Annotated in this window: 27 protein-coding genes, 1 pseudogene and 1 riboswitch; of the genes and pseudogenes, 11 read left to right on the forward strand and 17 right to left on the reverse strand. The window is 66.3% G+C overall.

The genetic code is table 11. The features are described from left to right. The 4 genes and pseudogenes from Q0Q48_RS14060 (at position 1) to Q0Q48_RS14075 (ending at position 4,508) form a co-directional block, all read left to right on the forward strand. Positions 1-843, forward strand: coding sequence for a fumarylacetoacetate hydrolase family protein (locus Q0Q48_RS14060; RefSeq protein ID WP_295138609.1), 843 nt, complete (start codon positions 1-3; stop codon positions 841-843). Continuing rightward, positions 827-2,071, forward strand: coding sequence for an MFS transporter (locus Q0Q48_RS14065; RefSeq protein WP_295138611.1), 1,245 nt, complete (start codon positions 827-829; stop codon positions 2,069-2,071). Before Q0Q48_RS14060 ends, Q0Q48_RS14065 begins: the two co-directional genes overlap by 17 nt. Before the next feature lie 173 nt (positions 2,072-2,244). Next, positions 2,245-2,909 (forward strand): annotated as a pseudogene (locus Q0Q48_RS14070) (nitroreductase family protein). 84 nt (positions 2,910-2,993) lie between these two features. Next, entirely contained in the window at positions 2,994-4,508 is a 1,515-nt protein-coding gene (locus tag Q0Q48_RS14075; RefSeq protein WP_295138615.1) for an ABC transporter substrate-binding protein, read from the forward strand. A gap of 7 nt (positions 4,509-4,515) precedes the next feature. Here the strand turns inward: Q0Q48_RS14075 and Q0Q48_RS14080 are convergent, their stop codons facing one another. The 11 genes from Q0Q48_RS14080 to Q0Q48_RS14130 form a co-directional block, all read right to left on the reverse strand. Next, on the reverse strand, positions 4,516-5,169 hold the full coding sequence (locus tag Q0Q48_RS14080) for a heme-binding beta-barrel domain-containing protein (protein WP_295138617.1): 654 nt from the start codon (positions 5,167-5,169) through the stop codon (positions 4,516-4,518). Positions 5,170-5,236: 67 nt separating this feature from the next. Then, the gene (locus Q0Q48_RS14085) at positions 5,237-5,557 is read right to left on the reverse strand and encodes a DUF2218 domain-containing protein (protein WP_295138619.1); all 321 of its coding nucleotides are present in this window, start codon (positions 5,555-5,557) and stop codon (positions 5,237-5,239) included. After that, positions 5,554-6,144: a PadR family transcriptional regulator gene (locus tag Q0Q48_RS14090; protein WP_295138621.1), complete on the reverse strand. Its 591-nt coding sequence runs from the start codon at positions 6,142-6,144 to the stop codon at positions 5,554-5,556. The genes Q0Q48_RS14085 and Q0Q48_RS14090 overlap by 4 nt, the downstream gene beginning before the upstream one ends. 487 nt (positions 6,145-6,631) lie before the next feature. Then, positions 6,632-9,364, reverse strand: coding sequence for an autotransporter outer membrane beta-barrel domain-containing protein (locus Q0Q48_RS14095; protein ID WP_295138623.1), 2,733 nt, complete (start codon positions 9,362-9,364; stop codon positions 6,632-6,634). A gap of 285 nt (positions 9,365-9,649) precedes the next feature. Next, the gene (locus Q0Q48_RS14100; RefSeq protein ID WP_295138626.1) at positions 9,650-10,285 is read right to left on the reverse strand and encodes a 2-dehydro-3-deoxy-6-phosphogalactonate aldolase; all 636 of its coding nucleotides are present in this window, start codon (positions 10,283-10,285) and stop codon (positions 9,650-9,652) included. Beyond that, positions 10,282-11,154, reverse strand: a complete 873-nt coding sequence (locus Q0Q48_RS14105) for a 2-dehydro-3-deoxygalactonokinase (protein WP_295138630.1) — start codon at positions 11,152-11,154, stop codon at positions 10,282-10,284. Before Q0Q48_RS14105 ends, Q0Q48_RS14100 begins: the two co-directional genes overlap by 4 nt. A 13-nt stretch (positions 11,155-11,167) precedes the next feature. After that, complete coding sequence (gene argE, locus Q0Q48_RS14110) at positions 11,168-12,337, reverse strand: acetylornithine deacetylase (RefSeq protein ID WP_295138633.1); 1,170 nt, start codon at positions 12,335-12,337, stop codon at positions 11,168-11,170. Between the two features lie 140 nt (positions 12,338-12,477). Further along, positions 12,478-13,104 (reverse strand): GTP cyclohydrolase I FolE, encoded by a 627-nt coding sequence (gene folE, locus Q0Q48_RS14115; protein ID WP_295138634.1) that lies wholly within the window; start codon positions 13,102-13,104, stop codon positions 12,478-12,480. Between the two features lie 29 nt (positions 13,105-13,133). Further along, entirely contained in the window at positions 13,134-13,526 is a 393-nt protein-coding gene (gene apaG / locus Q0Q48_RS14120) for a Co2+/Mg2+ efflux protein ApaG (RefSeq protein WP_295138636.1), read from the reverse strand. Positions 13,527-13,587: 61 nt separating this feature from the next. Next, on the reverse strand, positions 13,588-14,496 hold the full coding sequence (locus Q0Q48_RS14125) for a cation diffusion facilitator family transporter (protein ID WP_295138639.1): 909 nt from the start codon (positions 14,494-14,496) through the stop codon (positions 13,588-13,590). A gap of 14 nt (positions 14,497-14,510) precedes the next feature. Further along, positions 14,511-14,984, reverse strand: coding sequence for a PaaI family thioesterase (locus Q0Q48_RS14130; protein ID WP_295138642.1), 474 nt, complete (start codon positions 14,982-14,984; stop codon positions 14,511-14,513). Between the two features lie 79 nt (positions 14,985-15,063). Here Q0Q48_RS14130 and Q0Q48_RS14135 point away from each other — a divergent pair, with 79 nt between their 5' ends. Further along, the gene (locus tag Q0Q48_RS14135) at positions 15,064-15,513 is read left to right on the forward strand and encodes a MarR family winged helix-turn-helix transcriptional regulator (RefSeq protein ID WP_295138646.1); all 450 of its coding nucleotides are present in this window, start codon (positions 15,064-15,066) and stop codon (positions 15,511-15,513) included. 149 nt (positions 15,514-15,662) lie between these two features. On the opposite strand, the gene Q0Q48_RS14140 is transcribed toward Q0Q48_RS14135, so the two are convergent. The 4 genes from Q0Q48_RS14140 to Q0Q48_RS14155 all read right to left on the reverse strand — a co-directional run bounded on the left by Q0Q48_RS14140 (position 15,663) and on the right by Q0Q48_RS14155 (position 19,749). Then, on the reverse strand, positions 15,663-16,274 hold the full coding sequence (locus tag Q0Q48_RS14140; protein ID WP_295138649.1) for a TenA family protein: 612 nt from the start codon (positions 16,272-16,274) through the stop codon (positions 15,663-15,665). 22 nt (positions 16,275-16,296) lie between these two features. Next, a complete protein-coding gene (locus Q0Q48_RS14145; protein ID WP_295138652.1) occupies positions 16,297-17,508 on the reverse strand; it encodes an O-succinylhomoserine sulfhydrylase in 1,212 nt (403 codons plus the stop codon). A 74-nt stretch (positions 17,509-17,582) separates the two neighbouring features. Continuing rightward, positions 17,583-17,659, reverse strand: a riboswitch (SAM riboswitch). Positions 17,660-17,729: 70 nt separating this feature from the next. After that, positions 17,730-19,418, reverse strand: a complete 1,689-nt coding sequence (locus Q0Q48_RS14150; RefSeq protein ID WP_295138654.1) for a thiamine pyrophosphate-binding protein — start codon at positions 19,416-19,418, stop codon at positions 17,730-17,732. A 16-nt stretch (positions 19,419-19,434) separates the two neighbouring features. Beyond that, positions 19,435-19,749, reverse strand: coding sequence for an NIPSNAP family protein (locus Q0Q48_RS14155; RefSeq protein ID WP_295138658.1), 315 nt, complete (start codon positions 19,747-19,749; stop codon positions 19,435-19,437). 289 nt (positions 19,750-20,038) lie between these two features. Between Q0Q48_RS14155 and Q0Q48_RS14160 the strand changes: the two genes are divergently transcribed. Continuing rightward, a complete protein-coding gene (locus Q0Q48_RS14160) occupies positions 20,039-20,746 on the forward strand; it encodes an RNA-binding protein (protein WP_295138661.1) in 708 nt (235 codons plus the stop codon). Positions 20,747-20,864: 118 nt separating this feature from the next. Continuing rightward, a complete protein-coding gene (locus Q0Q48_RS14165; protein WP_295138663.1) occupies positions 20,865-21,590 on the forward strand; it encodes a DUF1194 domain-containing protein in 726 nt (241 codons plus the stop codon). Here Q0Q48_RS14165 and Q0Q48_RS14170 read toward each other — a convergent pair. Continuing rightward, a complete protein-coding gene (locus Q0Q48_RS14170) occupies positions 21,565-22,926 on the reverse strand; it encodes a hypothetical protein (protein WP_295138665.1) in 1,362 nt (453 codons plus the stop codon). The genes Q0Q48_RS14165 and Q0Q48_RS14170 overlap by 26 nt on opposite strands. A gap of 97 nt (positions 22,927-23,023) precedes the next feature. On the opposite strand from Q0Q48_RS14170, the gene Q0Q48_RS14175 reads away from it, so the two are divergent. Genes Q0Q48_RS14175 through Q0Q48_RS14190 form a run of 4 tightly spaced genes read left to right on the forward strand, consistent with a single transcriptional unit; the run spans position 23,024 to position 25,613 of the window. Beyond that, positions 23,024-23,779, forward strand: coding sequence for an aldolase (locus Q0Q48_RS14175; RefSeq protein WP_295138668.1), 756 nt, complete (start codon positions 23,024-23,026; stop codon positions 23,777-23,779). A 12-nt stretch (positions 23,780-23,791) separates the two neighbouring features. Beyond that, positions 23,792-24,391: a hypothetical protein gene (locus Q0Q48_RS14180; RefSeq protein ID WP_295138671.1), complete on the forward strand. Its 600-nt coding sequence runs from the start codon at positions 23,792-23,794 to the stop codon at positions 24,389-24,391. Between the two features lie 31 nt (positions 24,392-24,422). Further along, entirely contained in the window at positions 24,423-24,971 is a 549-nt protein-coding gene (locus tag Q0Q48_RS14185; protein WP_295138674.1) for a carboxymuconolactone decarboxylase family protein, read from the forward strand. Positions 24,972-24,977: 6 nt separating this feature from the next. Beyond that, entirely contained in the window at positions 24,978-25,613 is a 636-nt protein-coding gene (locus Q0Q48_RS14190; protein ID WP_295138677.1) for a LysE family translocator, read from the forward strand. A 42-nt stretch (positions 25,614-25,655) separates the two neighbouring features. Here Q0Q48_RS14190 and Q0Q48_RS14195 read toward each other — a convergent pair whose 3' ends face one another. Next, complete coding sequence (locus Q0Q48_RS14195) at positions 25,656-26,432, reverse strand: cyclase family protein (RefSeq protein ID WP_295138680.1); 777 nt, start codon at positions 26,430-26,432, stop codon at positions 25,656-25,658. Between the last annotated feature and the right edge of the window lie 13 nt (positions 26,433-26,445).

Here is a 26,445-nt window from a genome sequence, read left to right on the forward strand (position 1 = left end):
ATGCGGTTGGTCAGCTTTCGCCATGCGGGCGCGAACAAATTTGGCGCGGCCGTCGACGGCGGCATCGTCGATCTGTCGGCGCGCACGAAGGGGCGCTGCGCCGGCCTGCGTGACGTCATCGCGGCGAAGTCTCTCGACGAACTCCGCACCATGGCAAGGGAAGCATCGGCCGATCTCAGCTTCGAAGACGTGGAACTGCTGCCGGTCATTCCCGATCCCGGCAAGATCCTTTGCGTCGGCCTCAACTATGCGAGCCATGTCGGTGAGGTCGGACGCCAGATGCCGACCGTGCCCAGCGTTTTCTCGCGGCTTCACAACACTCTGGTGCATCATGGCGGCGACATCGTGCGGCCGCGCGCCTCGACCCAGTTCGACTATGAGGGCGAACTCGCCATCGTGATCGGCGAACGCTGCCGGCACGTCCCGCGCGCCCGCGCCCTCTCCGTGATCGCGGGCTACACCTGTTTCATCGACGGCAGCGTGCGCGACTTCCAGAAACACTCCGTCTTCGCCGGCAAGAATTTCCCGGCCACCGGGCCGCTCGGTCCGTGGATGGTCACGGCGGATACGATCGCCGATCCGCAGCGGCTGGAACTGACGACGCGGCTGAACGGCACCGTGGTGCAGCACGACACGACCGATCACATGATCTTCGATGTCGCGACCATCATCGAATATCTCTCGACGGTGACCTGGCTGGAGCCGGGAGACATTATCGCGACCGGCACGCCCGACGGCGTCGGTGCCGGCCGCAAGCCGCCGCTCTGGATGAAGGCGGGCGACAGGCTGGAAGTCGAGATCTCACGCATAGGGACCTTGGGCGTCAATGTCATCGACGAGTAATTCTTTCGACCTGCCGGCCAGCGACGCCGGTAGCGATGCGAAGAAGACCCGCGAATTCAAGGTGATCGCGCTGATCGCCGTGGCGCATTTCGTGAGCCACGTACACATCATGCTGCTGCCGCCGCTGTTCGGCGAGGTGCGCGAGGCTTTTGGCGTCAGCTACTTCCAGATCGGCTTCGCGCTCACGGCGTTCAACGTCATGTCGGCCCTGCTGCAGACGCCGGCCGGCTTCCTGGTCGACCGCATCGGCCCTCGTGCCATGCTGACCGGCGGCCTGATCCTGGGCGGCCTCGCCGTCGCGGCAGCCGCGATGCTGCCGGGCTACTGGTTCTTCGTCATCGCCTACGCCTTCCTCGGTCTCGCCAACACCGTCTATCACCCGGCCGACTATTCGATCCTGTCGGCCACGATCGACCACAAGCGCATCGGCAAGGCCTTCTCGATCCACACTTTCGCGGGCTATCTCGGATCGGGCGTCACGCCCGCCCTGGTGCTGGCCTGCGCGGCGATGTGGGGCTGGCACGGCGCCTTCCTCTTCGTGGCCTGCCTGTCGCTGGCAACGGCGCTGCTGCTGGTCGTGGCCGGCAGCGTCCTCCCGCGCGTCGTGCACAAGCCCGGACAGGCACCGACCAAGGCAGACCAGAAAGTGGGCCTCGATCTGCTGCTGAGCGCCCCGATCCTGCGCAATCTCCTGTTCTTCTTCTGCCTCGCCATGGCCAATGGCGGCATCCAGACTTTCACCGTCGTCGGCATGGGACAAATCCACGGCACGCCCTTCTCGGTCGCCAGCGTGGCCCTGTCGGGCTTCCTGCTGTTCAGCGCCGGCGGCGTGCTGCTGGGCGGCATCATCGCCGACCGCACACCGCATCACGAACGCGTCGCCGCCGTCGGCTTTGCCTGCACCTCGACCATGGCGATCCTGATGGCCTGGGTGGACATGCCGGGCGTCGTCCTGATCGGCGTCATGTCGCTGGGTGGCCTGCTGAACGGCATCATCCAGCCGTCGCGCGACATGATGGTGCGGGCCGTCACGCCTCCCGGCTCGTTCGGCAAGGTGTTCGGCTTCGTCAGCACCGGCTTCAATCTGGGCGGCATGGTCGCCCCGCTGCTCTATGGCTCCCTGATGGACCATGGCGAGCCGCGCGCCATCTTCATGATCGTCACCGGCTTCATCTTCCTGGCGCTGATCACCGCGATCACCCGCCGCAAACCCGAGAGCATCGCCTGATGGATTCCCTGACGCCCGCCACTCCCGCCAAGACCGATGCTCTTGCTCGCCGCTACGGCGCGGAGGCCGTACCGGCCGCCGGCCCGTGGAACGAAACCATCGCCACGATGCTCGATCACCGCTCGGTGCGCGGCTACAAGCCTGATCCCGTGCCGGCCGGCGCGCTGGAGAGCATGATCGCGGCCGCCCAGTCGGCCGCCACCAGTTCCAACATGCAGTGGTGGTCGGCCGTCGCCGTCACCGATCCCGCCAAGAAGAAGGTGCTGGCCGAGACGCCGGCGGCCAGAAGCATATCGAGCAGTGCCCGCTGTTCATCGCCTGGATCGCCGACATGTCGCGCAACCAGCGAATCTCGAACGCGACGAAGACCCCGTTCGAGACCATGCCCTGGCTGGAGACCTTCATGGTCGCCTCGATCGACGCAGCGCTGGCGGCCCAGAATGCCGTGGTCGCCGCGGAATCGATGGGCCTGCGCACGGTCTATATCGGCGCCATGCGCAACGACCCGATCCGCGTTGCCGAACTTCTGGGTCTGCCGCCCCAGGCCGTCGTCGTGTTCGGCCTCTGCGTCGGATACGCCACGGAAAAGGGCGAGGGCGAGGTGAAGCCGCGCCTGCCGCAGTCGGTGGTGCTCCACACCGAGCACTACGACGCCTCGAAGGAAGAGGCCCTGCGCGCCGCCTACGACGCCGAGATGAGCAAGTTCTCGGCCCGTCACGAGCTGCAGGCGGCGACCTGGACGCAGCGCGTGCTGAACCGCCTTGGCCCGATCAAGGCGATGAACGGCCGCGAGACCCTGCGCGCCGCGCTGGCAAAGATGGGATTCGAAGTCCGGTAGAGAATTGTCGTCCCAGGTCGAGCTTCACTCGACCTCGTGGCACGCCGCGTGCTGGAGTCCCGGGACGGTCAGGACGGAGGCAACATGCGGCGCACGGCTCATCGTTTTCTCGCGACATTGGCTTTCTGTGCGGCGGCGAGCACCGCCTCGGCACAGGGGCATCTCAGGATCGGAATCGGCGACGATCCCGACGTTCTCGACCCCACCCTGTCGCGCACCTACACCGGCCGCATCGTCTTCGCCTCGATCTGCGACAAGCTGTTCGACATCGACGAGAAGCTGGCGATCGTGCCGCAGCTGGCACTCGGCCACGAGACCTCGGCCGACGGCAGGACGGTCACGATCAAGCTTCGCCCCGGCGTGAAATTCCACGACGGCGAGCCGTTCGACGCGGCGGCGGCCAAGTACAGCCTCGAACGCCACCTCACGATGAAGGGCTCCTTCCGCAAGCCCGAGATCGGCATCGTCGAAAGCGTCGATGTGGTCGACCCTCTCACCATCAAGCTGAACCTGAAGCAGCCCTTTTCTCCGCTGCTGGCCCAGCTCACCGACCGGTCGGGCATGATGGTCTCGCCCAAGGCCGCCGAGGCGGCGGGCGACAAGTTCGGCCTGAAGCCGGTCTGCGCCGGCCCCTACAAGTTTGTCGAGCGAGTCCAGCAGGACCGCATCGTGGTCGAGAAGTTCGCCGACTACTGGAACAAGGACCAGGTGTTCATCGACAGGATCACCTACCTGCCCATCGTCGATACGACCGTGCGCCTGGCCAACCTGCGCTCCGGCGGCATCGACCTCACCGAGCGCATCCTGGCGACCGACATCCCGACCGTGCGCGCCGATCCCAAGCTCAAGCTCGCCAACTCGGTGTCGCTCGCCTGGTTCGGGCTGATGATCAACCAGGACAATGGACCGAAGTCGAACAATCCGCTGGGCAAGGACCCCAGGGTGCGCCGCGCCTTCGAACTGGCGCTCGACCGCGACGCCATCAACCAGGTCGTGTTCAACGGCGAGTTCGTGCCGGGCAACCAGTGGGTCAGCCCGCAGAGCCCGTACTACCAGAAGGATTTTCCGATCCCCAAGCGCGACGTCACCAAGGCGAAGGCGCTGATGAAGGAGGCCGGCATCACCGGCAAGCTGACCCTCGACTACATGGTGAACAACGCGCCGGAGTCGCGCGCCATCGCCGAGGTCGTGCAGTCGCTGGTGGCCGAGGCGGGCTTCGACCTGAAGCTGCGCGTCGTCGAGGTGGCGACCGCGCTGAAGGCCGGCGAGGACGGCGACTTCCAGGTCTATGCGCTGACCTGGAGCGGCCGCAGCGATCCCGACGGCAATGCGGTGGTCTTCCAGACCTGCGGTGCGCCGCAGAACATGGGGAAGTACTGTGACAAGGAACTGGACGGCTGGCACCAGGAAGCGCGGGCCGCGACCGCCCCGGAGGCGCGCAAGGCGATCTACCGCAAGATCACCGAGCGCTTCCTCGACAAAGGCTGGATCTTCTACCTGTACCACCCGCAGAACCTGGCGACCCATACGGTCCGGCTCGAAGGGTTCCGGCCGGTGCCGGACGGGCTGCTGCGGGTGGTCGGCCTCAAGCTGAAATAGCGACGGCTCAGTCGAACTTGCCGCTCTTCAGCCGGTCCACCATCGGGTTCTGTGCCGCCGCCGAGACCCGCCGCAGCGTGTTCGTGTCGCGGTGGTCGAAGGCGGGCGTCTTGCCGCGCACCGCCAGGTCGGTGCGTGTCACGTAGGTCCAGCTGCCATCATCGTTGAAGGTGATGTCGATACGGTAATAGTCGGTGCGGAACGCCTGCTCGAGGAAGGTGGTCGAGCAGATGCCGAAGCGGGTGTCGCCGCGCCTGGCTTCCACGGAAATGGTCTTGTCACCCGGCTTCGCCGTCCCGCCCGCCAGCACGACCTGGCCACGCGGAATGGCGATCGATTGCATGATCAGGCCGGTCGCCGGCTCCCACAGCCAGTAGCCCACCTGGTCGTGGAAGGTGATGGCTTCCTCGTCGGTGTTGATATGGATGTGGTAGCGCAGCCCGTAGAGGAGCTGCGGCCCGTTGGGCTGCGGGTCGATCGGCTCCATCCGGATATGTTCCCGGAAGTTGCGCTGCTCGGGGCCCGCCGCCTTCGGCGCGATGTCGATCCCCTTGTCGGACTCCCATTCGCCGGCCAGGCGGGCCAGCGGCCCCAGGTTGGCCAGCGTATCCGGCGAAAAATCCTCGGGCTCGGTAAAGACGTCTTCAGGAAGGGTCGACATGGGGTCCTCGGGCTGCACTCGCGCGGAATGTGCAAGCCCGCCCCGGCATTAACAAGCGCGCGGCTTGTCACGCATCGCGCCAGTCGAAGGCGAGTGGCGCCTCGCGGAAGGCGAAGCGATCGAGGTGGCTGGCGACGGCGCCCTTGAGGGCTTCGAGCTGCCCCGCGGCGCTGGCCTCCAGCCGGCATTCCAGCGCATCGGCCTGCGCCGTCAGATGGAGCGTCGCATCGCCCGGCCAATCGGCGCCGCGGGCATTGCGTGGAAAGACGACCCTGCCCGTCTCCGGCGTGAACTCGACCTCGAGATTGTGGCTCCAGTGCTTGCAGAGCTGCTGGAGGTAGCGGCTGCCGTTGGCGGTCGGCACGCGCGCGGTGCTGGCAATGCTCATAGGCGTTCGATCTTCTGCGCGGCTTCGTCGATGATGGCGACCACGTCGTAGACCGTCTGCTTCTGCACGCCATCGCGGGCCAGGCGATTGATCAGCGCCTCGCGCAGATTGCCCATCGCCCGGCGCACGGGTGCGGAGTCGGTGCGCTCCTGCAGTCCGGCGAGCTCCGCCAGCCGCGCGAACAGCGCGTCGACTTCGGCCTTGCGTTCGACCAGATGGGTGGTGCCGTCTGGCGTGACCGCGAAGGCCTTGCGCGCCTTTTCCGACTTGGTCTCGGCGATATGGCCCATCTCGTCGAGCAGGGTCAGCGTCGGATAGACCATGCCGGGACTCGGGACGTAGCGGCCGCCTGTCAGCTCCTCGATGGCGCGGATGAGTTCGTAGCCATGCCGCGGTTCGTCGGCGATCAGCTTGAGCAGGACAAGCCGCAGCTCGCCCGAGTCGAAGACCCGCCGGCGGCCACGCCCGCCACGGCCTTCGTCCGAATCGCCGTGCCAGCCGTGGCCCGGCCGACCATGGCTTCGCCGGCCGAAATGATGCCGGTGGGCCTCTTCGTTGCGAGGATGGTGATGATGAAAAGCTCTCATGGACCGATCTTTGATATGATTGAACATATCCAAGATATATCTTGAGAGTTCTGAAATTCAAGACTCGACGGAGTCTTTTCCGTTACGATTTCAATCCTTGTTTAAAATCAGCAGCTTAGCGTCGACCGGCGCGATTCACCGGTCCGCCCCTGTTCACGTCCCCGTCCACGGGATGTCCAGGGGCCACTCCGACCCCAGGTGCGCCCGCGCCCACGCCGGGCGCGACACCAACCCCGGGAGCACCGACCCCAGCACCCGGCGCGACACCGACGCCGGGCGCGCCCGCTCCAGCGCCCGGAAGCACGCCCACTCCCGGCGCCCCGGCGCCGCGCGGTGCCCAGACGCAGCCGTGCGGCACGCCTTCAGCACGGCAGTAGACCTGAGCCTGGACAGAGCCCGCGGCCAGCACGAGTCCCAGAGACGTGCAAATGATCGTGCGAATCATGAATTCCTCCTGGGATGGGCGCGCCGTACGCGAGCGACATGACTACCACGTAACACGCAGGCCTGCGCGAAGTGTCTGAGCCGTCGAAGACGAGCCGATCGCTGCCTGCCAGCCTGCAAAGAAGGCCACTCCATCCTCGAGTGCGAAATCGGCGGCGAGACCGATCAACACCGAATCGCGCGAGATCGGTGCGCTGACCGTCGCAAAGGGCACGCCGGGAGCCGCGGCGAAGGCCGCCTGCGTCGTCGCCGACACGTCTGCGAATTCGTGCGCCCAACCGAGCAGGCCGCGCAACGCGAGAGAGCGCTGATCGGCCATCGCGAGCGTACGGCTCACCGGGAGCGTCAGGGTTCCGCGCATGCTGGTGAGCGACTGTCCGTCGATCTGCTGGGCAAGGCCGTTGATGTTCTGCTCGACCGTGGCCGGAGAGGAAAAGCCGGCGGCGGCGAACCCCGCGGTGGGCTCCACCGTCCAGTCTTCCAAGGCCATTCGAATCCCGGCCGCGATCTCCCCCCCCACGCCGGTCGTGACGAGACTGTCCCTCGACACGCTGTTCCAGGCCCCCAGCGGACGAGTCGTCGTCTGATCGAAACGCAGATAGGACGCCAGACCGCGGACGAACACCGCCCCCGTGGCGTACTCGCCATAGACCATCGCCTGCAGCGCCGATCCGAGAGCGGTCCCGCCGTTGCCGGCGAAGCTGTTCGCGCTGCCGCCGCCCAGGGCGACGCCGCCGAGAAACCCGGGCGCCAGCTCGACGTCGAGACCGGCCATCACGCCGGCGAGCGAAGACTGGAAGCCGGGGGCGGCCGCCGCGGCAACCTGCGTCCACTGCCCGAAACCCGAGAGCCAGGCGGTCGTGCCGAGCGGTCCTGCCACCGTGTTGGGCGCGGCGTTGGGCAGTCCGCCGCAGGAATCGCCACAGGCCATGGCAACGTTGTGCCCACCGCCCCGTCCGGCACGCCGGGTGCCGAGACGCTGGCTGACCTGATCGGCAAATCCATAGAAGCCCTGGCGCGCCGACAGCATCACGTCGCCATAGAGACTGGGTGAAAGCTGATCGAGTGCCTGTGGAATCGACGCCGCGGGCAGGCTGTAGAGCGGCGCGAAGAGCGACTGCGCCAGGCCATTCATGCGCACGCCCGCGGCAGGGCGCAGGACGTCGAGCGCCTGCCCGACCGATGCCTGGTTGGGCGTCTGGGACAGGCCGGCGGCGCCGAGATTGCCGTAGGACGCAGGCGTCACCACCAGCGATAAGGAAGTCGGGGCATAGAGGGCGTCGAACCGCGTTCCCGGTGCCAGGCCTGCAGGCTGGGCGAGCCCGGCGAAACTCCCCTGCACACCGCCTTGTGCGGCAACGACCATGAATTGCTGACCGACGGCCGGCGTGAAGTCGTTGGTCGCGGCACCGGTGATGCCGCGCAGGACAGGCTGCAGCGTGCCGCCGGCGGTGAAGCCGTTGCCGACACCCGTCACCACCACGCGACTGAAGTTGCCGGCCCCATTTCCGGTCCCGGTGCCGTCTATGTCGAGGGAGAGAGTGCTGCCCGCCGCCATGGTCACGGGCGCGGCGAAGGCGAGGGTTCCCGGACTATTGCCCGGCGCCAGCGTACCGCCACTCAGCACCGTGGTGGCGCCCCTGATCGTTCCCGTGCCCCGCAGTGTGCCCTGGACCGAGACCGGCGAGACGATCGAACCGTCGACCGACAGCGTAGCTCCTGCCTCGATCGTCGTGAGACCGGAGTAGGTGCTGTTTCCGGCGAACGAGACGTTTCCGCCGAGCCCGCTGTTGGCGATGGTGAGATTGCCCGGCGCGCCGGGCGCGGCGTCGGAGAGCACGCCGCTCAGCACGGCCGAATTGCCGCGCAGGTCGAGACGGTTGGTGGCCGATCCGTCGACGAGGAAATTCTGATTGTAGACGCCGCTGGTTTCGTCGACTTGGAGCGTGCCTCCGGTGAAGGCCGGGATGACGGTCGAGCCGACGTTGCTCAGGAAATAGGTCTGGCCCGCGGCAATGGTGGAAACCGGCATGATGCTGGCCGTTGTCGGCACGCCGACCGGACCGGACAGGGTGTACGCGCGAAGAGCCATGGCCCCAGTCGTCGCATCGCCGGTGATCTGGCCCGCAAGACTGTCGTAGGTCGCCCCGAACAGCAGGTTGAAGAAAAGATTTCCCTCCGGGGTCATCGAGCCCAGGACGGTAAAATTGCCCACCGTGCTGTCGAGCGGCGCCGCTCCAACACCCCAGTAGTATCCGTTGCTGTAGCCGGTGATCTTGAAGGTACCGGGCGTCGCGGTGCCGAAGACAGTCGGGCTCGACACCTGCCAGGTTGTACCGGCGGTCCAGCGCCACTCCGGCGAGGTGATGTCAGCGCGCACATACTGCGTCGGCGAGGGCGGCGTGAACACGGCCGGATTGTAGGGCGCCATGTAGGCCCAGTGCGTGACCAGCTGCGAGGTGCCGGTGATCATCTGCATTTCCATCAGCGGCACGCCGCCGACCTCGCGCATCTGTCCGATGCCCACGATGGTCGCGCTGTCCGGAGACGTGAATTCAATCCGGATCTGCCCCGCTTCGGTGACGACTCCGTGCATGGCCGAGTAGGTCGGCGCGGTGACCGTGGGCCCGATGGCGAACGTCGCCTCGCTCGCCCCGCGGAACGAGCCATTCGTGACGGTTCCCAGAGACCACAGGGTCTGGTCTCCGATCGGGAAGGGGTTGGCGGTCGTATTGCTGTTGCTGCTCGCGTAGGCGACCAGGTTGGGAATCGCCACGTACCAGTTCGTGTTGGAGAGGAGCGCGTCCCAACGCGTATCCTGTGCGGATACCGGCGCAATCGACGATGCGATCCCCGCTAGGACAAGTGCCGACAGCCTCGCTCCTCTTGCCTTTCCCCTCGCACGCCTGCGGCGCCTCCGGCAACGTGGCGCGTTCACTGTGGCTTCTCCCCGGATCATGTCGATCCGAGGTTGACCTCACAGGCTGCGCATTTGCAACATCGAAGGCACGACTGTCGTGTATCAACCATTGCGCCGCGACACGCGCGTCAGGGGGTGCGGCTACTCCTCCGGCTTTGCCCACGCCGCCACGATCGCGCCCGCCTTCATCCGAACCGTCGCCGCATCGTCGCCCGGCCTGTAGAGCGACGAGCCGAGGCCGAAGCCGGCCGCACCGGCGGCACGCCAGGCCGCCATGTTGTCAGCGCCGATGCCGCCGACCGGGATCAAGGGCGTGCCCTTCGGCAGCACCGCCAGCAGCGCCCGGACCACCGACGGAGAGGCCAGCTCGGCCGGGAAGAGCTTCAATCCATGCGCGCCCGCCTTCAGGGCCGCAAAGGCTTCCGTGGGCGTCATGATGCCGGACAGGCTCGCGAGGCCGAGCCGCACCGTCTCCTCGACGACGTCGCGGTCGAAATTCGGCGCGACGACGAGCTCGCCTCCGGCCGACGCGACGTCCCTCACCTCGACCGCTGTCAATACAGTGCCCGCGCCGATGACGGCATCGGGAAAGCGCTTGCGAAGCAGGGCGATACTGTCGAGCGGCCGCGGCGAGTTGAGCGGCACTTCGATCAAGCGGAAGCCCGCTTCGACCAGCACGTCGCCGATCGTAGGTGCCTCTTCGGGCTTGAGCCCCCGCAGGATGGCAACGAGCGGCAGCTCACGCATCGCGGCCCTGAACCTTTCGATGGTGGTCATCCCTGCAAAGCCCTCAAGCCCGCCCATGTCGCCTCGGCGCCGAAGCTGCGCACCCTGACGCCCTTCTCTCCGAGAGCCAGAGCATAGCGTGCGGTGAGTGCCGGTGCGCCGATGGCGATGACCTCGCGGCCGACCGTCAGCTCCTGCGTCCGAAGTTCCTCGCCGATCAGCAGGCCGGAGAGATAGCTGGCCGATTGGGCCGGCGACAGACGATCGAACAAGGCCAGCGCCCGCACGCCGAAGGCGTCGTGCAGCAGGCCATTGCCTTCCCCGGCGCGAATCACGCCGCGCCGGAACATCGCCTCGTCGAGCGGCGAATTGGCCTGGAGGGTCCGCGCGAGGATCGAATGCTGGCTGAGCAGGCCATAGAACTCGCCGGTCATGCAGGTCCGGAAGCCGGCCACCCGGCCTTCCCGCACTGTGGCCCATTTGCTGTGCGTGCCGGGCAGCACGAACAATCCGTCCGTAAGGCCCGCCAACCGCATCGCCCCGAAGATCTGGACCTCCTCGCCGCGCATCACGTCGGGCACCTCGCCCTGCTCGATGCTGAGGCCGGGCACCAGGGCGATGCGCGCCGGCTCGATCCAGTGCAGGTGCCGCTTCAGCTCCTGCGGTCCGGCCGGACAGGCGACATAGGGCGCTTCGACCCAGCCCTGCCGGCTGCCGGCCATACCGGAGATCAGGCAGACACTGCCGGCCGGCTCCATCCAGTCCGAGAACAGCGAGGCGAACACGCCGGCGAAATCGCCGGCGGGCACGCTCAGGATCCCGAGCGGCGCGCTCTTCTCCTCCAGCACGCGGCCCGCCTCGTCGAGACGCGCGCCACGCAGCGAGCTCGTGCCCCAGTCGACGGCGATCAGGTCGGGCACGTCTTGGTCACGATCAGTCCCGGCAGGACCACTCGAGCATGCGTTTCATGAATTCCTCGCCTGCTTCGACCTGCGAGGCGAGGATGAATTCGTTGGGCTGGTGTGCCTGGGCGATGTCGCCGGGGCCGCACACGACCGTCGGCACGCCCAGCACCTTGCGGAAGATGCCGGCCTCGGTCGCATAGACCACGGCACCGACGGTGTTGGAGCCGGACCAGCTGCCCGCCAGTGCCTTGGCGTCGTCGTTGCCCTCGGGCGAGAAGGCGGGAGTCGAGGCGCGCAGCTCGGTCTCGATGCCGGCCGCCGGGTGCTTGGCTTTCATCTTCGGCAGCAGCTCTTCCTTCAGCCACTTCTTGGCACGCTCCCCCAGCTCCTCGATCGGGCGGGTCGGCAGCTCGCGATAGCCCCACAGCACCTCGCACTCGCGCGCCAGGATGTTGCCCGCGGTGCCGCCGATGATGGTGCCGACGTTGAAGGTCGCGGCGGCCGGCATGAATTCGCTGTCCTTCGGCGCGGCCGCCTCGAGTTCCTCCTGCACCGTGTTGAGATAGTGAATGAACTCGCCGGCGAAATGGATCGCGCTGACGCCGAGATGTGTCATCGAGGAATGCGCCTCGAAGCCGGTGAACTTGGTGACGTAGCTCTGGCTGCCCTTGTGGGCATGCACCACGGTCATCATGGTCGGCTCGCCAATGATGATGACCCGCGGCTTCGGCACCTCTGTCGCCATGCGGGCGGCCAGCGAATGCGCGCCGAAGCAGCCGATTTCCTCATCGTACGAAAGCGCGAAGTGGATCGGCTTCTTGAGGGGGGCCTTCAGGAACTCCGGCAGCATGGCGAGGCCGATGGCGTAGAAGGCCTTCATGTCGCAGGTGCCGCGGCCGTAATACTTGCCGTCCTTCAGCGTCAGCGTCCACGGATCGGTGACCCAGGGCTGGCCGTCGACCGGCACGACGTCGGTATGGCCCGACAGGACGACGCCCCCTGGAACATTGGGACCGATGGTGGCGAAGAGATTGGCCTTCGAGCCGTCCTCGTTGGGCACCAGCTTCGACGAGACGCCGTGGCCCTTGAGATAGGCCTGCACGTACTCGATCAGGGCGAGGTTGGAATTGCGCGAGGTAGTATCGAATGCCACGAGCCTTCGCAGCATTTCGATGGAATTGACGGTCTCTCCGGCCATGATGTCCCTTGCTCACTCTATTACGACCTCACCCTGAGGAGCCGCGCGAGTGCGGCGTCTCGAAGGGTGGGCAACAGCCGCGGTGTATCCCATCCTTCGAGACGCACGCCTGCGGCGTGCTCCTCAGGATGAGGTTCGACTCAAATCGACGTGCGGCCGATCATGCTCAGAAATTCGCGCCGTGTCTCGCCATTGTCGCGGAAGGCGCCCAGCATTCGGCTGGTGACCATGGTCACGTCGGACTTGTGGACGCCGCGCGTCGTCATGCATTGGTGCGCCGCCTCGATGACCACGGCGACGCCGCGCGGCTGGAGAACTTCCTGCAGCGTGTTGGCGATCTGCGCCGTCAGCTTCTCCTGGATCTGCAGGCGATGGGCATAGGCGTCGACCACGCGGGCGAGCTTGCTGATGCCGACGACGCGCTTGTCCGGCAGGTAGCCGACATGGACCTTGCCGATGATGGGCACCATGTGATGCTCGCAGTGCGATTCCAGCCGGATGTCGCGCAGTGCCACGACCTCGTCGTAGCCCTCGACCTCCTCGAAGGTCCGCTGCAGCATGTCGCGCGGGTCCTGATCGTAGCCCGCAAAGAACTCCTCGTAAGAGCGCACCACGCGGTCGGGGGTACCGGCCAGGCCTTCGCGGCCGGGATCGTCGCCAGCCCAGCGGATCAGCGTGCGGACGGCGGCCTCCGCCTCCTCGCGCGAGGGCCGGGACAGGCCGGTGGCGAGCGAAACGACCTCGCGCGGCTTCGCCATCTTGTTCATCGTCTTACTCCCCTGAAGATTCGCGCGGCCTAGTTGAGGCTGCGCTGCTCCGTCGGCGTGTCGAGCGAAAAGGTCGGAATCTCGATATCGAACTTTACGCCCGCCTCGTCCACCATCTGATACGTGCCGCCCATGATCCCGGATGGCGTGGAAAGTGGCGTGCCGGAAGTGTACTCGAACACCTCGCCGGGGTGCAGCAACGGCGTCTTGCCGACGACACCCGGACCTTTCACCTCCTGAAGGCGGCCGAGCCCGTCGGTGATCTTCCAGTGCCGGCTGCGCAACTGCACCGCGACATCACCCCCGTTCTCGATGCGCACGGTATAGGCCCACACGAATTGTGACTTTTCGGGCTCCGACTGATCCGGCAGATATTGTGGCAGGACCGTCACCTGGATGGCGCGGGTTGTGGCTTTGTACATGCTCGGGCGAATTCCTTCCGGCCCCTGACATGGGAGTTTCCAGCCAAAAGGTCAAACCCGTCTACAGCCACTTCGGATCGGCGGTGAAGTCGATCGTGAGCCAGCGATTCGGCCCCTCGCCGCCGATCGCATCGGCAATCTCGCGCCGGATCGCATCGGCCTTTCCCACACTGTCGATCGGGGATTGCGGCGGGACCGCGATGTGAATTTCGATGAACTGGGCACGTCCTACCTTGGCGACGTAGCTTGTGTAGGTCTTGAAGCCGTGCCGCGCGACCATCTCGTCCATGACCTGACGGACACGCGCATCGAGGCCGGGCGGCGTGATCAGGAGGATCTCCTCCAACGCCTTGCGCACCGTGCGGATCGGCACGAAGACGAGGACCAGCGTCAGGAAAGCCAGCACCGCCGGATCGGCATACGGCGCAAGGTACTGGTAAGCCGTTCCCTTCAGCGTGGACGCGATCGCAAAGGCCACCAGCAGGGCCGAAGTGATCGCTCCGCTCATCAGCCAGCTCTGTGTATCGAGCCGTATGAAATCGGAGTCGATCCGGCGATTGCGGTGGCGCTCGTAGAAGAACATGCCGAAGCACGCGAGGCAGACCAGGACGGCATAGGCCATGGCCCAGTCGAAATCGAGCTGGCGGCCGCCGGCCAGCAGGCTGTCGACGGCATTCAGGAAAGCATAGAAGCAGAGCAGCATCAGCGTGCCGCCGTTGAAGGCCAGCACCATGGGCTCGATATGCCAGTAGCCGAACTGGAAGCGCCGGTTCTCGGCGACGCGGGTGACGAGCCGCGACACGAACAGCGCCAGTCCCGACATCGCCGCATCGATGGCCGAGAAGACGCCGTCGAACAGGATCGACATCGAGCCCGACAGCAGCCCGAACAGGACGCCGAAGGCCGACACCACGACGGTGACGGCGATGGAGAGTTTCAGGAGTCTCTGTTCGGCGGCGGCATTCTGCATGCCGCCAGACTAGGCTAAATCGGGAAGATCAGGCAGGTGGTCGTGCCGTGGGCCAGCAGCTTGCCGGCGGCGTCGGTGAGGCGGCCCTCCGACGTGGCGATGCGCGAGCCGACATTGATGACCTTGCCCTCGGCCCGCACCGGCCCGGTCTTGTCGGTCATCGCGCGCACGTAGTTCACCTTGATCTCGACGGTGGTGTAGCCGCTGCCGGCCTTGAGCATCGTGTGGATGCAGCAACCCATCACCGAGTCGAGCAGGGTGGCGGCGATGCCGCCATGGACCGTACCCAGCGGGTTGTAATGGTCGAAGACCGGCGTGTAGCCGAACAGGACGCGCCCGGCTTCGACTTCCAGCAGTTTGAAGCCCAGGGTCCGGGAGATCGGCGGCGCCGGATAGCGTCCCTCCAGCAGGCCTTTGAAGAGATCCAGCCCATCCAGGGTACGCGCCTGCTCGATCGGCACCACGCCAAATCCTGCTTCTGCAGCCATGCCCATCTCCATCACGATCTTATGTGCATATACACATTTGGACTTTGCCGGCGCAAGGAGCGGCGATAATCTCGCTCCCATGACAGCCGATTCTCCTGCGGTCCGCCTGTCGCCCGCCGAGTGCACCTGCTTTCGCGTGCGCAGCGCGGCGCGGCGCGTCACCCAGATCTACAGCCGGCACCTGGCACCGACCGGCCTGCGCATCTCGCAATTCTCGCTGCTGGGCTATGTGATCTCGCGCGGCCCCGTCAGCATCACGGAACTGTCGGACCTGCTGGCGACGGACCGCACGACGCTCACCCGAAACCTGCGGCCGCTGCTGACGTCGGGCGTGATCGAACGCGCCGATGCAGGCGACAAGCGCCGGCACGAGCTGGTCGCGACACCGGCCGGCCGGGCCCTGTTCAAGCGCGCGCTGCCGCTGTGGGCCGAGGCCGAGCAGGAAGTGCGGACGGCAATGGGCACGAAGCTGACCGCCGACCTGCACGGCGCCCTCGACCGCTCGATGGAGAAACTGGCGCCGCTCTGACAGGCCGTCGAAAGAGCCGGATTCCGCCAAATGAACGAAACAAAAGAAATAAACGAATCAATCGAAACGAGAGTCGCGCCCCTCCAACAGGTATCATGATACCGCGGGCGTTGCCCGCCGGTACCTGCAAAAACCCTTGCCAACGCCCGCTAAACGTGGGCGGCGAAGAAACCCAGTTCGAGTTCCATGGCGCGGCGGTAGTTGGCCCGCACCGCTTCGTTATCCTCGGCATGCAGGTCGAGCAGGGCTTCGAGCTGGACGGCCAGCGCCTCGAAGCCCGGATCGGCATAGGTCTTCACCCACTCCGAATAGAGCTTGGCCACGCTGTTGGCGGCCAGCGAACGGCCGAGATAGGCATAGAGCCGCATGCACGGCGTCATCGCCGCGATCGTCTCGCCGAGATCGCCGCGCCGCGCCGTCTCGAGGAGAAAGTCGACATAGGCGCGAGTCGCCTCGATGGGGGCGACCCCGTCGAGGTCGACCCGCCAGCGCTCGGCGTAGCCCTTGTGCAGCTTCAGCTCCTGCAGGACGCCGGCGATCAGGCCGGCGAACCCGTACAGATCCTCGCGCGAGCGCGAATTGGCGAGGCAGAAAGCATAGGCGCGCGCGAAGGCTTCGAGGAAATAGGCGTCCTGCGCGACATAGCCCTTGAAGCATTCGATCGGCAGCGAGCCGTCCCGCAGCCCGCGCACGAAACCGTGCGACAGGATGCGCGAGGCCAGGTCGGAATTCGCCGCCCACAGATCGGCCGAAAGCGCCATCTCCGGTCTCCGGCCGCCTGCGTCAGCCGCCCAGCGCCTGGGTCAAGTCGGCGATGATGTCCTCGGCATCCTCTAGGCCCACGGAGAGGCGGACCGTGCCGTCGGTGATGCCGAGCTTCGCGCGCTCCTCGGCGCCGATGCGCATGTGCGTCGTCGTCGCCGGATGGGTGACGAGGCTCTTGGCATCGCCGAGATTGTTGGAGATGTCGACGATCTGCAGGCGGTTCAGCGCCGCGAACGCGCCCTGCTTGCCGGCCTTGAGGTCGAACGTCACCACGCCGCCGAAATCGGACATCTGCTTCGCCGCCAGCGCATGCTGCGGATGGTCGGGGCGTCCGGGATAGAGCACGCGGCCGATCGCCGGATGCGCGGCCAGCGCGTCGGCGACACGACGGGCATTGGCGCAATGGCGCTCGACACGCAGGCCGAGCGTCTCCAAGCCTTTCACCAGCACCCAGGCGTTGAACGGGCTGAGCGACGGGCCGGTATTGCGGATGATCGGCTGCAGCTTGTCGACGATGAACTCCTTCGAGCCCAGCACCGCTCCGCCCAGGGTACGGCCCTGGCCGTCGATGTACTTGGTGGCGGAGTGGACCACGACGTCGGCGCCGAATTCGAGCGGCCGCTGCAGGATCGGCGTCGCGAAAGCGTTGTCGAGCACGACCTTGGCGCCGGCCTTGTGGGCGAAGTCGCACACCGCCTTCACGTCGACGATGTCGAGCATCGGATTGGACGGCGATTCGAACAGCACGGCCTGCGTCGGCCTGGAGAGCGCCTTCTCCCACTGCGCGAGATCGCCGCCGTCGACGAGCTCGCTCTGGATGCCGTACTTCGGCAGCAGGTCGGTGACGATGTAGTGACAGGAGCCGAAGAGCTGGCGCGCCGCGACGATGCGATCACCCGACTTGAGCAGCGCGAGCAGCGCGAAGAACACGGCCGACATGCCGGTCGAGGTCGAGCGACAGGCCTCGGCGCCTTCCAGCGCGGCCAGCCGGTTCTCGAACATGGAGACGGTCGGATTGCCGAAGCGCGAATACTGGTAGTGGTTGCTCTCGCCCTTGAAGGTGGCCTCGGCCTCTTCGGCGCTCGAATAGGCGTACCCCGACGTCAGGAACAGCGCTTCCGACGTCTCGTCGAAGTTGCTGCGCACCTGGCCGCCACGCACCGCGCGGGTCTGGGGGCGCCACTTCGAAACATCGGCCTGCGCCTTCTTCACGGGAATCGAACCGTCCATCTCACTCTCCTGTCTCGCCGCGCGCCCTTCCAGCTGCGCAAACGAAAAGCCCCCGACCTGGAAGGACGGGGGCTTTGCGAGCACCTCCGACCTTTTAGCGATGTTTAACGTGGTCGCAAGCCGGTCGGCTCAAATCTCCACGGACCGCCTCTATAAAGGCGGCAACAGCCGGGCGCAAGCCCGTCCATAGGACCTGCGCCCGGACTTTCGCGTGCCCGCTCCTAGTGCTTCTGCTTGGCCAGCGCCTGCTCGCGGAGCTTGCTCATGGTGATCCGCGAGGTGATCGCCTCGGCGTCCGTCTTCACATGGATGATCGAGGGCTTGCCGGCGGCGAGGGCGCGCTCGAACGCCGCCTCGAAGTCGGCGGTGCGCTCGACCGTCTCACCATGGCCGCCGAAGGCGCGGGCATAGGCCGCGAAGTCGGGGTTCTTCAGCTCGGTGCCGTGCACGCGCGTCGGATACTCACGCTCCTGATGCATGCGGATCGTGCCGTACATGCCATTGTCGACCACGATGAACACGACATTCGCTCCATGCTGGACGGCGGTCGCGAACTCCTGCCCGTTCATCAGGAAGCAGCCGTCGCCGCTGAACGACACGACGGTGCGGCCGGGCGCGGCGATCTTCGCCGCCACCGCCGACGGCACGCCGTAGCCCATCGAGCCGTTGGTCGGCGCGAGCTGGGTACGGAAGCCGCGATACTGGAAGAAGCGATGAACGAAACCGGCGTAGTTGCCCGCGCCGTTGGTGACGATGACGTCGTCGGGCAGGCGCTTGTTCAACCAGCCCACGATCTCCGCGAAATTGGCCGAGCCGGGCTGCGGCGTCGGCTCGATGTTCTTCAGGTAGTCGGCGCGCGCTTCGGCGACACCCGCCTTCCAGGCAGAGGCATCGACCGGCTTCATCGCCTTCGCGGCCGCCGCGAACTGCGCCATGCCCGCGTTGATCGGGAGCGTCGCCTGATAGACGCGGCCGAGCTCCTCGGCGCCGGCATGCACGTGCACCATTTTCTGCGCCGGCACCGGCAGGTCGAACATGGTGTAGCCGCCGGTGGTGGCCTCGCCGAGGCGCGGACCGATCGCGATGATGAGGTCGCTCTCCTTGATGCGCTTGCCAAGCGGCGGGTTCACGCCAAGACCGAGATCGCCCACGAAATTGTCGTGGCGATTGTCGATCAGGTCCTGGTTGCGGAAGGCGGTGGTCACCGGCAGGTGGTTGGCCTCGACGAAGGCGCGGATGTCGGCGCAGGCCTTCGCGTCCCAGCCGCCGCCGCCCAGGATCACAAGCGGCTGCTTCGCCGCGGCGAGGAGCTCGCGGAACGACGCCATGTCCTCGGGCGCCGGCGCTCCGCGCGCCACCTTGTAGGGACCGGCATCGGCGACCTCGACCTCGTCGACCAGCATGTCTTCGGGCAGGGCGATGACGACCGGACCGGGCCGGCCGTTCACAGCGCGATGGAAGGCCTGGCTCACGATCTCGGGAATGCGGCGGGCATCCTCGATCTGGGTCACCCATTTGGCCATCTGGCCGTACATGCGGCGATAATCGATTTCCTGGAACGCCTCGCGCTCGGCCTGTTCGCGCGCGACCTGCCCGACCAGCAGGATCATGGGCGTCGAATCCTGGAAGCCGGTATGCATTCCGACGCTGGCATTGGTGGCGCCCGGACCGCGCGTCACGAAACAGACGCCGGGCTTGCCGGTCAGCTTGCCGTAGGCCTCGGCCATATAGGACGCGCCGCCTTCCTGGCGGCAGATCACGTAGCGGATCGAATTGCGCTGGGCGTAGAGGGCGTCGAGGGCGGCCAGATAGCTTTCGCCGGGCACGCCGAAGATCGTGTCGGTGCCGTGGATTCGCAATTGGTCGATCAGAACCTGCGCGCCGCTGCGGCGCGGGTAAACGGTAGCCATGTTGGACGTCTTTCCCTTACTTCGTGGGTGAGAAGGTAGTGGGCACCAATATCTTGTTGTTCATGGTCTTCATATATTCTCGGCTCTTCTGCAAATACGCCTGCCAGGCGGGATCGGCAGCCATCGCAGCGCGACGCTTCGTGCGATCCGCGAGGTCCGCGTAGCCCCAGATGTGAACGATCTCGTTCACGTTTCCGACCTCGGTCGTGTAATAGCCGACGAGATTGCCGAGATGCTTCAACTGGACGGGCAGGCCTTCCTTTTCGTAGAGCGCGAGGAAGTCGCGCAGGCGTCCCGGCTGCAGTTCGTAGGTTCGATGGTCGACGATCATTTCGCAATCCCTCCCGATTCAGTGGCGATTGTGTGCCGCGATTCGTTATGCCTCAACCGTGCGACGAGGTGGACTCAAGCGTTGATTCAGCGCATAAGTGCTGCATTGCGACACTAGCCGACGAGTATCATCATGAGTCTCGGCACACAGTCGCGGAGCGCGATACCGGTCAACGTCTTCCCGTGAGCTACTTGGTCATCTGTCAAAGGTCATCGAAACGCTTGGACGCATCCGTCCAGCAAGCGCGCGCCGGACTCCGCTCGATCCTTCCTCTAGCCCAGAGCCTTGAATGAGTCGCAAATTGTTTGTGGGCAACCTGCCCTATTCGGTCACGTCTGAGCGTCTGTCTGAAGCCTTCTCTCAGTTCGGCACCGTTACATCTTCGAAAGTGATCGTGGATCGCGAGACCGGCCGCAGCCGCGGCTTCGCGTTCCTCGAGATGGAAACCGATGACCAAGGCGCCTCGGCCATGCAGGCCATGAACGGCGCGTTGCTGGATGGCCGCTCGATCGCGGTCCGTGAAGCCGTCGAACGTCAGCCCGGTGGTGGTGGCGGTGGCGGCGGTGGATACGGCGGCGGCGGTGGCGGCGGCCGTGGTGATGGCGGCGGCTTCCGTCCGCGCGGCCCGCGTCCGCCCTATGGCGGTGGTGGTGGCGGCGGCTACGGCGGTGGTGGCGGCGGCTACGGTGGTGGTGGCGGCCGTGACGGCGGCGGTGGCGGTTATCGCGGCGGCGGTGGCGGCGGCTACGGTGGCGGCGGCCGTGAAGGCGGCGGTGGTGGTTACGGCGGCGGCGGCGGTGGCGGTGGCTACCGCGGCGCCGGCGACGGCGGCCCGATGCGGGATCGCCGTGCTGACTTCACCAGCGCCCCCCCTGCTCCTCCGGCCGAAGGCGGCGATTTCGGCAAGCCGGCCCGTCGCTTCGGCCCCGGCCCGGACCGTCCGCGTCGCGACCGCGACTACGAACCGCGCAAGCGCGGCTTCGACGACGATCAGTAGGCCGTTCTGGCAATAGGCCGTCCTGACGGTCGACTTGAACGCCGGAGGATTTCCTCCGGCGTTTTCGTTTGCGTATGCCGCGACGGTGCTATGCTTCGCGCCTTCGACGGAGGTGGGCATGAAGCGACGGTCGGCGCTCCTGGGCTCAATGGCGGCGCTGGCGACGGCACCGGCGGCTCGCGCCCAGACACAAGTCGACCTGCAGCTCGTGCTGGCCGTCGACGTCTCGCGATCGATCGACGAGGTCGAGGCCGAACTCCAGCGGCGCGGCTATATCGAGGCGCTGACCAACGACCGGGTGGTCGACGCCGTCCTCTCTGGCGAGAACAGGCGTATCGCGATCTGCTACACGGAGTGGGCAGGCGCGCACTTCCAGACCGTCGTGATCGACTGGACGGTCATCGACAGCCCCGGGGCGGCCCGACGCTTTGCAGAAAAACTCGCCGAGGCGCCGCGAACCTCGCAGAGCTGGACCGCCGTCGGAGCGGCCCTCGCCCATGCCGGCCAGCGCTTCGAGAACTCGCCCTTTGCCGCCAAGCGGCGCGTCATCGACGTCTCGGGTGACGGCCGCACGAACGATGGCCCGCCCGCCGAGATCATGCGCGACAAGCTCGTGTCCCAGGGCATCGTGGTGAACGGCCTGCCGGTGATGATGAACCGCAGCAATTTCGGCCGCCCGCCCGACCTCACCCTGGACAAGTACTACGAGGAGAGCGTTATCGGGGGGCCGGGCTCGTTCCTGATCGTGGCCGACAATTTCGACCATTTCGGCCGCGCCGTGCGCACCAAGCTGGTGCGCGAGATTTCCGGCACGACGGCTAGCCCTCGTTCATCACCTGCCTGAGCCTCGCGAAGGGGCTGCTGTCGCGGATGAGCTGGACCGGCATACCGAGATGGCCGAACCGGTAGCGAAACCGATTGTCTTCTGGCAGGCGCCAGCGTTGCGCGAGCGCCAAGCCATCGCGATAGGGCACCCAGCGATCGGTTTCGCCCAGTGCCGAGACGATGCGCGAGGGCGGCAAGGCCGGCGTGTCCGCGGGATCGATCATGCGTGAAAGCCGCGCCAGGTTCTCGCGTGTCCAGCCCGCCTCGATCAGTGCGCGGTCGAGCCCCAGCATGCCGGCAAGCGCTCCTCCGAAGGTGACGTCCTCGACGCGGCCCGAATGGCTGATCAGCAGGGCCGCGTCGGGCCGCGCCTCGGGCGGCCAGAGATGGCAATGGCTGGCGGCCAGTTGCGCCACGAACGACGACATCGATATGCCGGCGAGCGCCACCTTGCCGGCGAACCGCGCGCGCGCCCACGCGACCAGGAGCGCCGACTCGATCGCCTGTCCGGCAATGAGATCCATGGAACTCGTCGGACTAGCCGCAAAAAATGGCTCGCCGCCATAGAAGCCCGGCATCGCCCGCAGGCCGTGATATGGCGAGACCGGCTCGATGACCCTCCATCCCATTGCCGCGAGTAGCGGCCCCGGACCGCGATCCATCGACATCAATTCGGACTCGACGCAGAGGCCGTTTCCGAAGACCAAAGTGTCGAATGTCCCACCAACAGGTTCGACGACACGGGCATAGAGAGTTTCGCTGCCCGGGCGTCGTTGCAGTCGCGCCGATGGAGTGGCGGCCCGCAGCCAGTATTCGCGAAGGCCGTCCTTCAGGTAGCTGCGCGATGCCTCGATGCCTTCCAGGGCGAGCGGCGCCACATAGAGGGCGGAAGGATTGCCGAACACCCGGCCGAGCTCGCGCTCGACCTGTTCGGGCGGGTCGATTCGCCAGCGGGCCAGCGGTGGCCGGCTGGGAAACAGCAGCGGATAGAAGAGCGCACGGCTCGCCAGGTGGGCGGTCGCAGCGGTACGTCTTTCGCGGTCTAGCCGTTCAGGATCACCTTCGGCCGCCGGCTCGAAGATGGCGACTTCCCATTCCGTCCGCGTCTCCTCCGCGCGGGCTCGCGCCCGTCCATGACGGGTCAGCAGACGCTGCAGGCGGACCTCCGACCAGAAGCCCGGCAGGGCCATGCCGATCTCTTCGCGAAATCGAGCGACATCCAGCCCGGCGAGATTGGCCGCCGCCCATAATCGCGAGAGCGGCAAATACCATCGCCTCAGGCCGTACAGCCCGACCGGATCGACCCACGGCCGCGCCAGCAAGGCTCCAACCGGCGAATCGAACAGAACATTCATCGGGACGGCTCCTGACGTCGGCGATTTCGCTTGGCCACATATGCGCTTGGCAGCATCATCGCCCGCGGCGGAGCCTTTCTTCAACGGAGCCCTTTCAATGCTTGCCAACGACCCGGTCACCCAGGCACGGATCGACCTGACCACCGCCCTGCGCGCCGCCGCGCGGCACGGCCTGAACGAGGGCGTCTGCAACCACTTCAGCATGGCGGTGCCCGGCCGCGAGGATCTCTTCCTGGTCAACCCGCAGGGCCTGCACTGGTCGGAGATCACGCCGTCCGACATCGTCATGGCCGACGGCGACGGCACCATCATCGAGGGCAAGTATCCGGTCGAGCCGACCGCCTTCTACATCCATGCCCGCATCCATGCCGGCAACCCGCGCGCCAAGGTCGTGCTGCACACCCACATGCCCTATGCGACGGCCCTGACCTCGATCCGCGACGGTCGCATCGAGATGTGCACCCAGAACGCCTTCCGCTACTGGGGCCGCATCGCCTACGACGAGGCCTATGGTGGCGTCGCCCTGTCCAACGACGAGGGCGAACGCATGTGCCGGGCGATGGGCGACAAGGACATCCTGTTCCTGCGGAACCACGGCGTCATCGTCTCGGGTCCGACCGTTGCCCAAGCCTACGACGACCTTTATTACCTCGAACGTGCGGCGATGGTGCAGGTGCTGGCCATGCAGACCGGCCGGGAACTGCACAATATCGACGAGGCGATGGCCGAACACACGGCCAGGCAGATCGCAGGCGAGGCGCAGCAGGCCTTCCTGCATTTCGAATCGCTGAAGCGCATGCTCGACCGGGACGAGGCCGGCTGGAGCAGGCTGACGGCGGTCGAGGGACGTTGAGGGGAAAGACGAATGCGTATCGCCGCCATCTTTGTCGCGTTGTCGGCGCTCTGCGCCGCGGCCCCTGCCTCCGCCCAGGGATACGGGCTGGGCGGCAGCTCCGGGCCGAAGATCGGCGACCTGGAGATCAAGGCCTACCAGAAGATCCCGAAGGCCAAGATCGCGGTCCAACTCACCTCGGATACCCATCTTGCCCGCGAGCTGCGCCGCCAGGTGATGGTCCGCCTCACCCAGCGCGGCAACCAGGTCGGCTTCAGCGGCGGCAACATCATGCGCATGGATGTGAGCTATTTCGACCTGTCCGGCGGCGGCCTGGACCGAGACATACCGTTGATCCAGAGCCAGGATTACGAGACCGGCGCCAATCCGCGCCTCGCGCTGCCCGCCAATCCGATCGGGCGGCGCGACACGATCCCGCCTGCGCCCTCCGGCTCGACGTTGCGCGTCTCGCTCACGCTCTACGAATCGAACAGCGGCAAGGTGCTGTGGACGGCGACGGGTTCCTGCAGCGTGCGATCGAGTGCGGCGATGCAGGCCGGCCTGTCGATCGTGAACCACATCTTCGATGGCGCCGACGCCAACCGCGTCGCCGACGCCGGCTGTCCGATCTGACCTTTCGAAAACACAGAACAGAGGAAACGCAATGCCGCGTCTGGCGCCGCTCGACCTGAACAAACTCGACTCCGAACAGAAGAAGGTTGCCGACGCGATCCTCTCGGGTCCCCGTGGCGGCCTGCGCGGCCCCTTCGAGCCGTGGCTGCGCAGCCCGGTGCTGGCCGACCGCGCCCAGAAGCTCGGCGAATACTGCCGCTTCAACAATTCGCTGCCGCGCGACCTCTCGGAACTCGCGATCTGCCTGGTGGGCCGGCATTTCAAGGCGCAGTTCGAGTTCTACGCCCATGCACGCCTCGCCAAGGAAGCCGGCCTCGCTGAAGACATCATCGAGGCGGTCCGCCTGCGCGCCACACCGCCCTTCAAGCGCGACGTCGAGAAGATCATCTACGATTTCGTTACGGAGTATCTCGAGACCAACAGGGTCGCGCCGACCAACTACAAGCGCGCCCTCGACGCGTTCGGCGAGAAAGGCGTCGTCGATCTCGTCGGCGTCTGCGGCTACTACATGCTGGTGTCGATGACGCTCAACGTCTTCGAAGTGCCGCTGCCGCCGGGCGAGCCCGACCCGCTGCCGTAGCCGGCGATGGATTTCGCGACCCTCGCGCTCTTCTTCGTGACGGCCCTGGCGATCGCGATCTCGCCAGGCCCTGGCATCCTCTATGTCGCGGCGCGCACGCTGGCCGGTGGCCGCGCCGAGGGCCTGGCCTCCAGCTTCGGTACCGGGCTGGGCGGACTGGTCCATGTCGCTGCCGGAGCCGTCGGCGTATCGGCCCTTGTTATGGCGAGCGCCGAGGCTTTCACGATCCTGAAGCTTGCCGGCGCGCTCTATCTCGTGTGGATCGGGACCAAGACGATCCGCGAGGCACGACTGCCTTTCCAGACCAAGGTCTTGACGACGGGTGCGGCCCGGGCGTTCCGCGAGGGTATCCTCGTCGAAGCCCTCAATCCCAAGACCGCCGCCTTCTTCCTCGCTTTCCTGCCGCAGTTCGTCGATCCGTCAGCGGGTCCCGTGTGGCTGCAGTTCCTGGTACTGGGCCTGATCTCGGTGGGGCTGAATACCGCCGTCGATGTCGTGGTGGCGCTGCTGGCCTCGCGCGCCCGGTCGATCGCGATGGGCCGACCCACGATGCTGCGCCGCCTTCGCACCGTCGCGGGCGGTCTCATCGCAGCCCTCGGCCTCGCACTCCTTGTCGCGCGGCGGCCGGCGACTCTCGGGTAGCGAAGATCCCTCGCAAAGGCTCGGGATGACGCGCACGGCGCGTCACTCCTCGAAGATTGCGACGGCGCGCGTCCAGCCGGCGGAGGCGCCGCGGATCTTGTGCGGAAAACAGGCGATGGTGAAGCCGTCGCCTGGCAGCGATTCGAGATTGTGCAGCTTCTCGAGGTGGCAGTAGCCGATGTCGCGGCCGGCCTTGTGGCCCTCCCAGATGATCGACGGATCGTGGTCCTTCGCCCATTTCTGGGCGGTGAAGTAGAACGGCGCGTCCCAGCTCCACGCATCGGTGCCGGTCAGGCGCACGCCCTTCTCCAGCAGGTAGATCGTGGCGTCGTAGCCCATACCGCAGCCGGCATTGACGTAATCGTCGTTGCCGTAGCGCGAGCCCGCGCGCGTGTTCACCACGACGATCTCCAAGGGCTTCAGCTCATGGCCGATCCGCTTTAGTTCCGCCTCTACCTCGGCCGCGGTGATGACATGGCCGTCGGGCTTGTCGCGGAAGTCGAGCTTCACGCCGGGCTGGAAGCACCATTCGAGCGGCACTTCGTCGATGGTGATGGCGCGCTCGCCCTTGTTCATCGTCGGATGGAAATGATACGGCGCGTCAAGATGCGTGCCGTTGTGCGTCGAGAGACTGACGTTTTCGACCGCCCAGCCGGCGCCGTCCGGCAGGTCTTCCTTCTTCAAGCCGGGAAAGAAGCTGGCGATCTGGCCGGCTGTGTCGGCATGCCTGTGATACTGGATCTTCGGCCCGAACGGCGGCGGATCGGAGATCACGTCGTTCTCGAGGTAGATCGAAAGGTCGACGAAGCGACGGGGCATGTTGTGTCCTCTT

It is taken from the genome of uncultured Reyranella sp. (assembly GCF_945957355.1).
In the GTDB taxonomy this organism is placed as follows: domain Bacteria; phylum Pseudomonadota; class Alphaproteobacteria; order Reyranellales; family Reyranellaceae; genus Reyranella.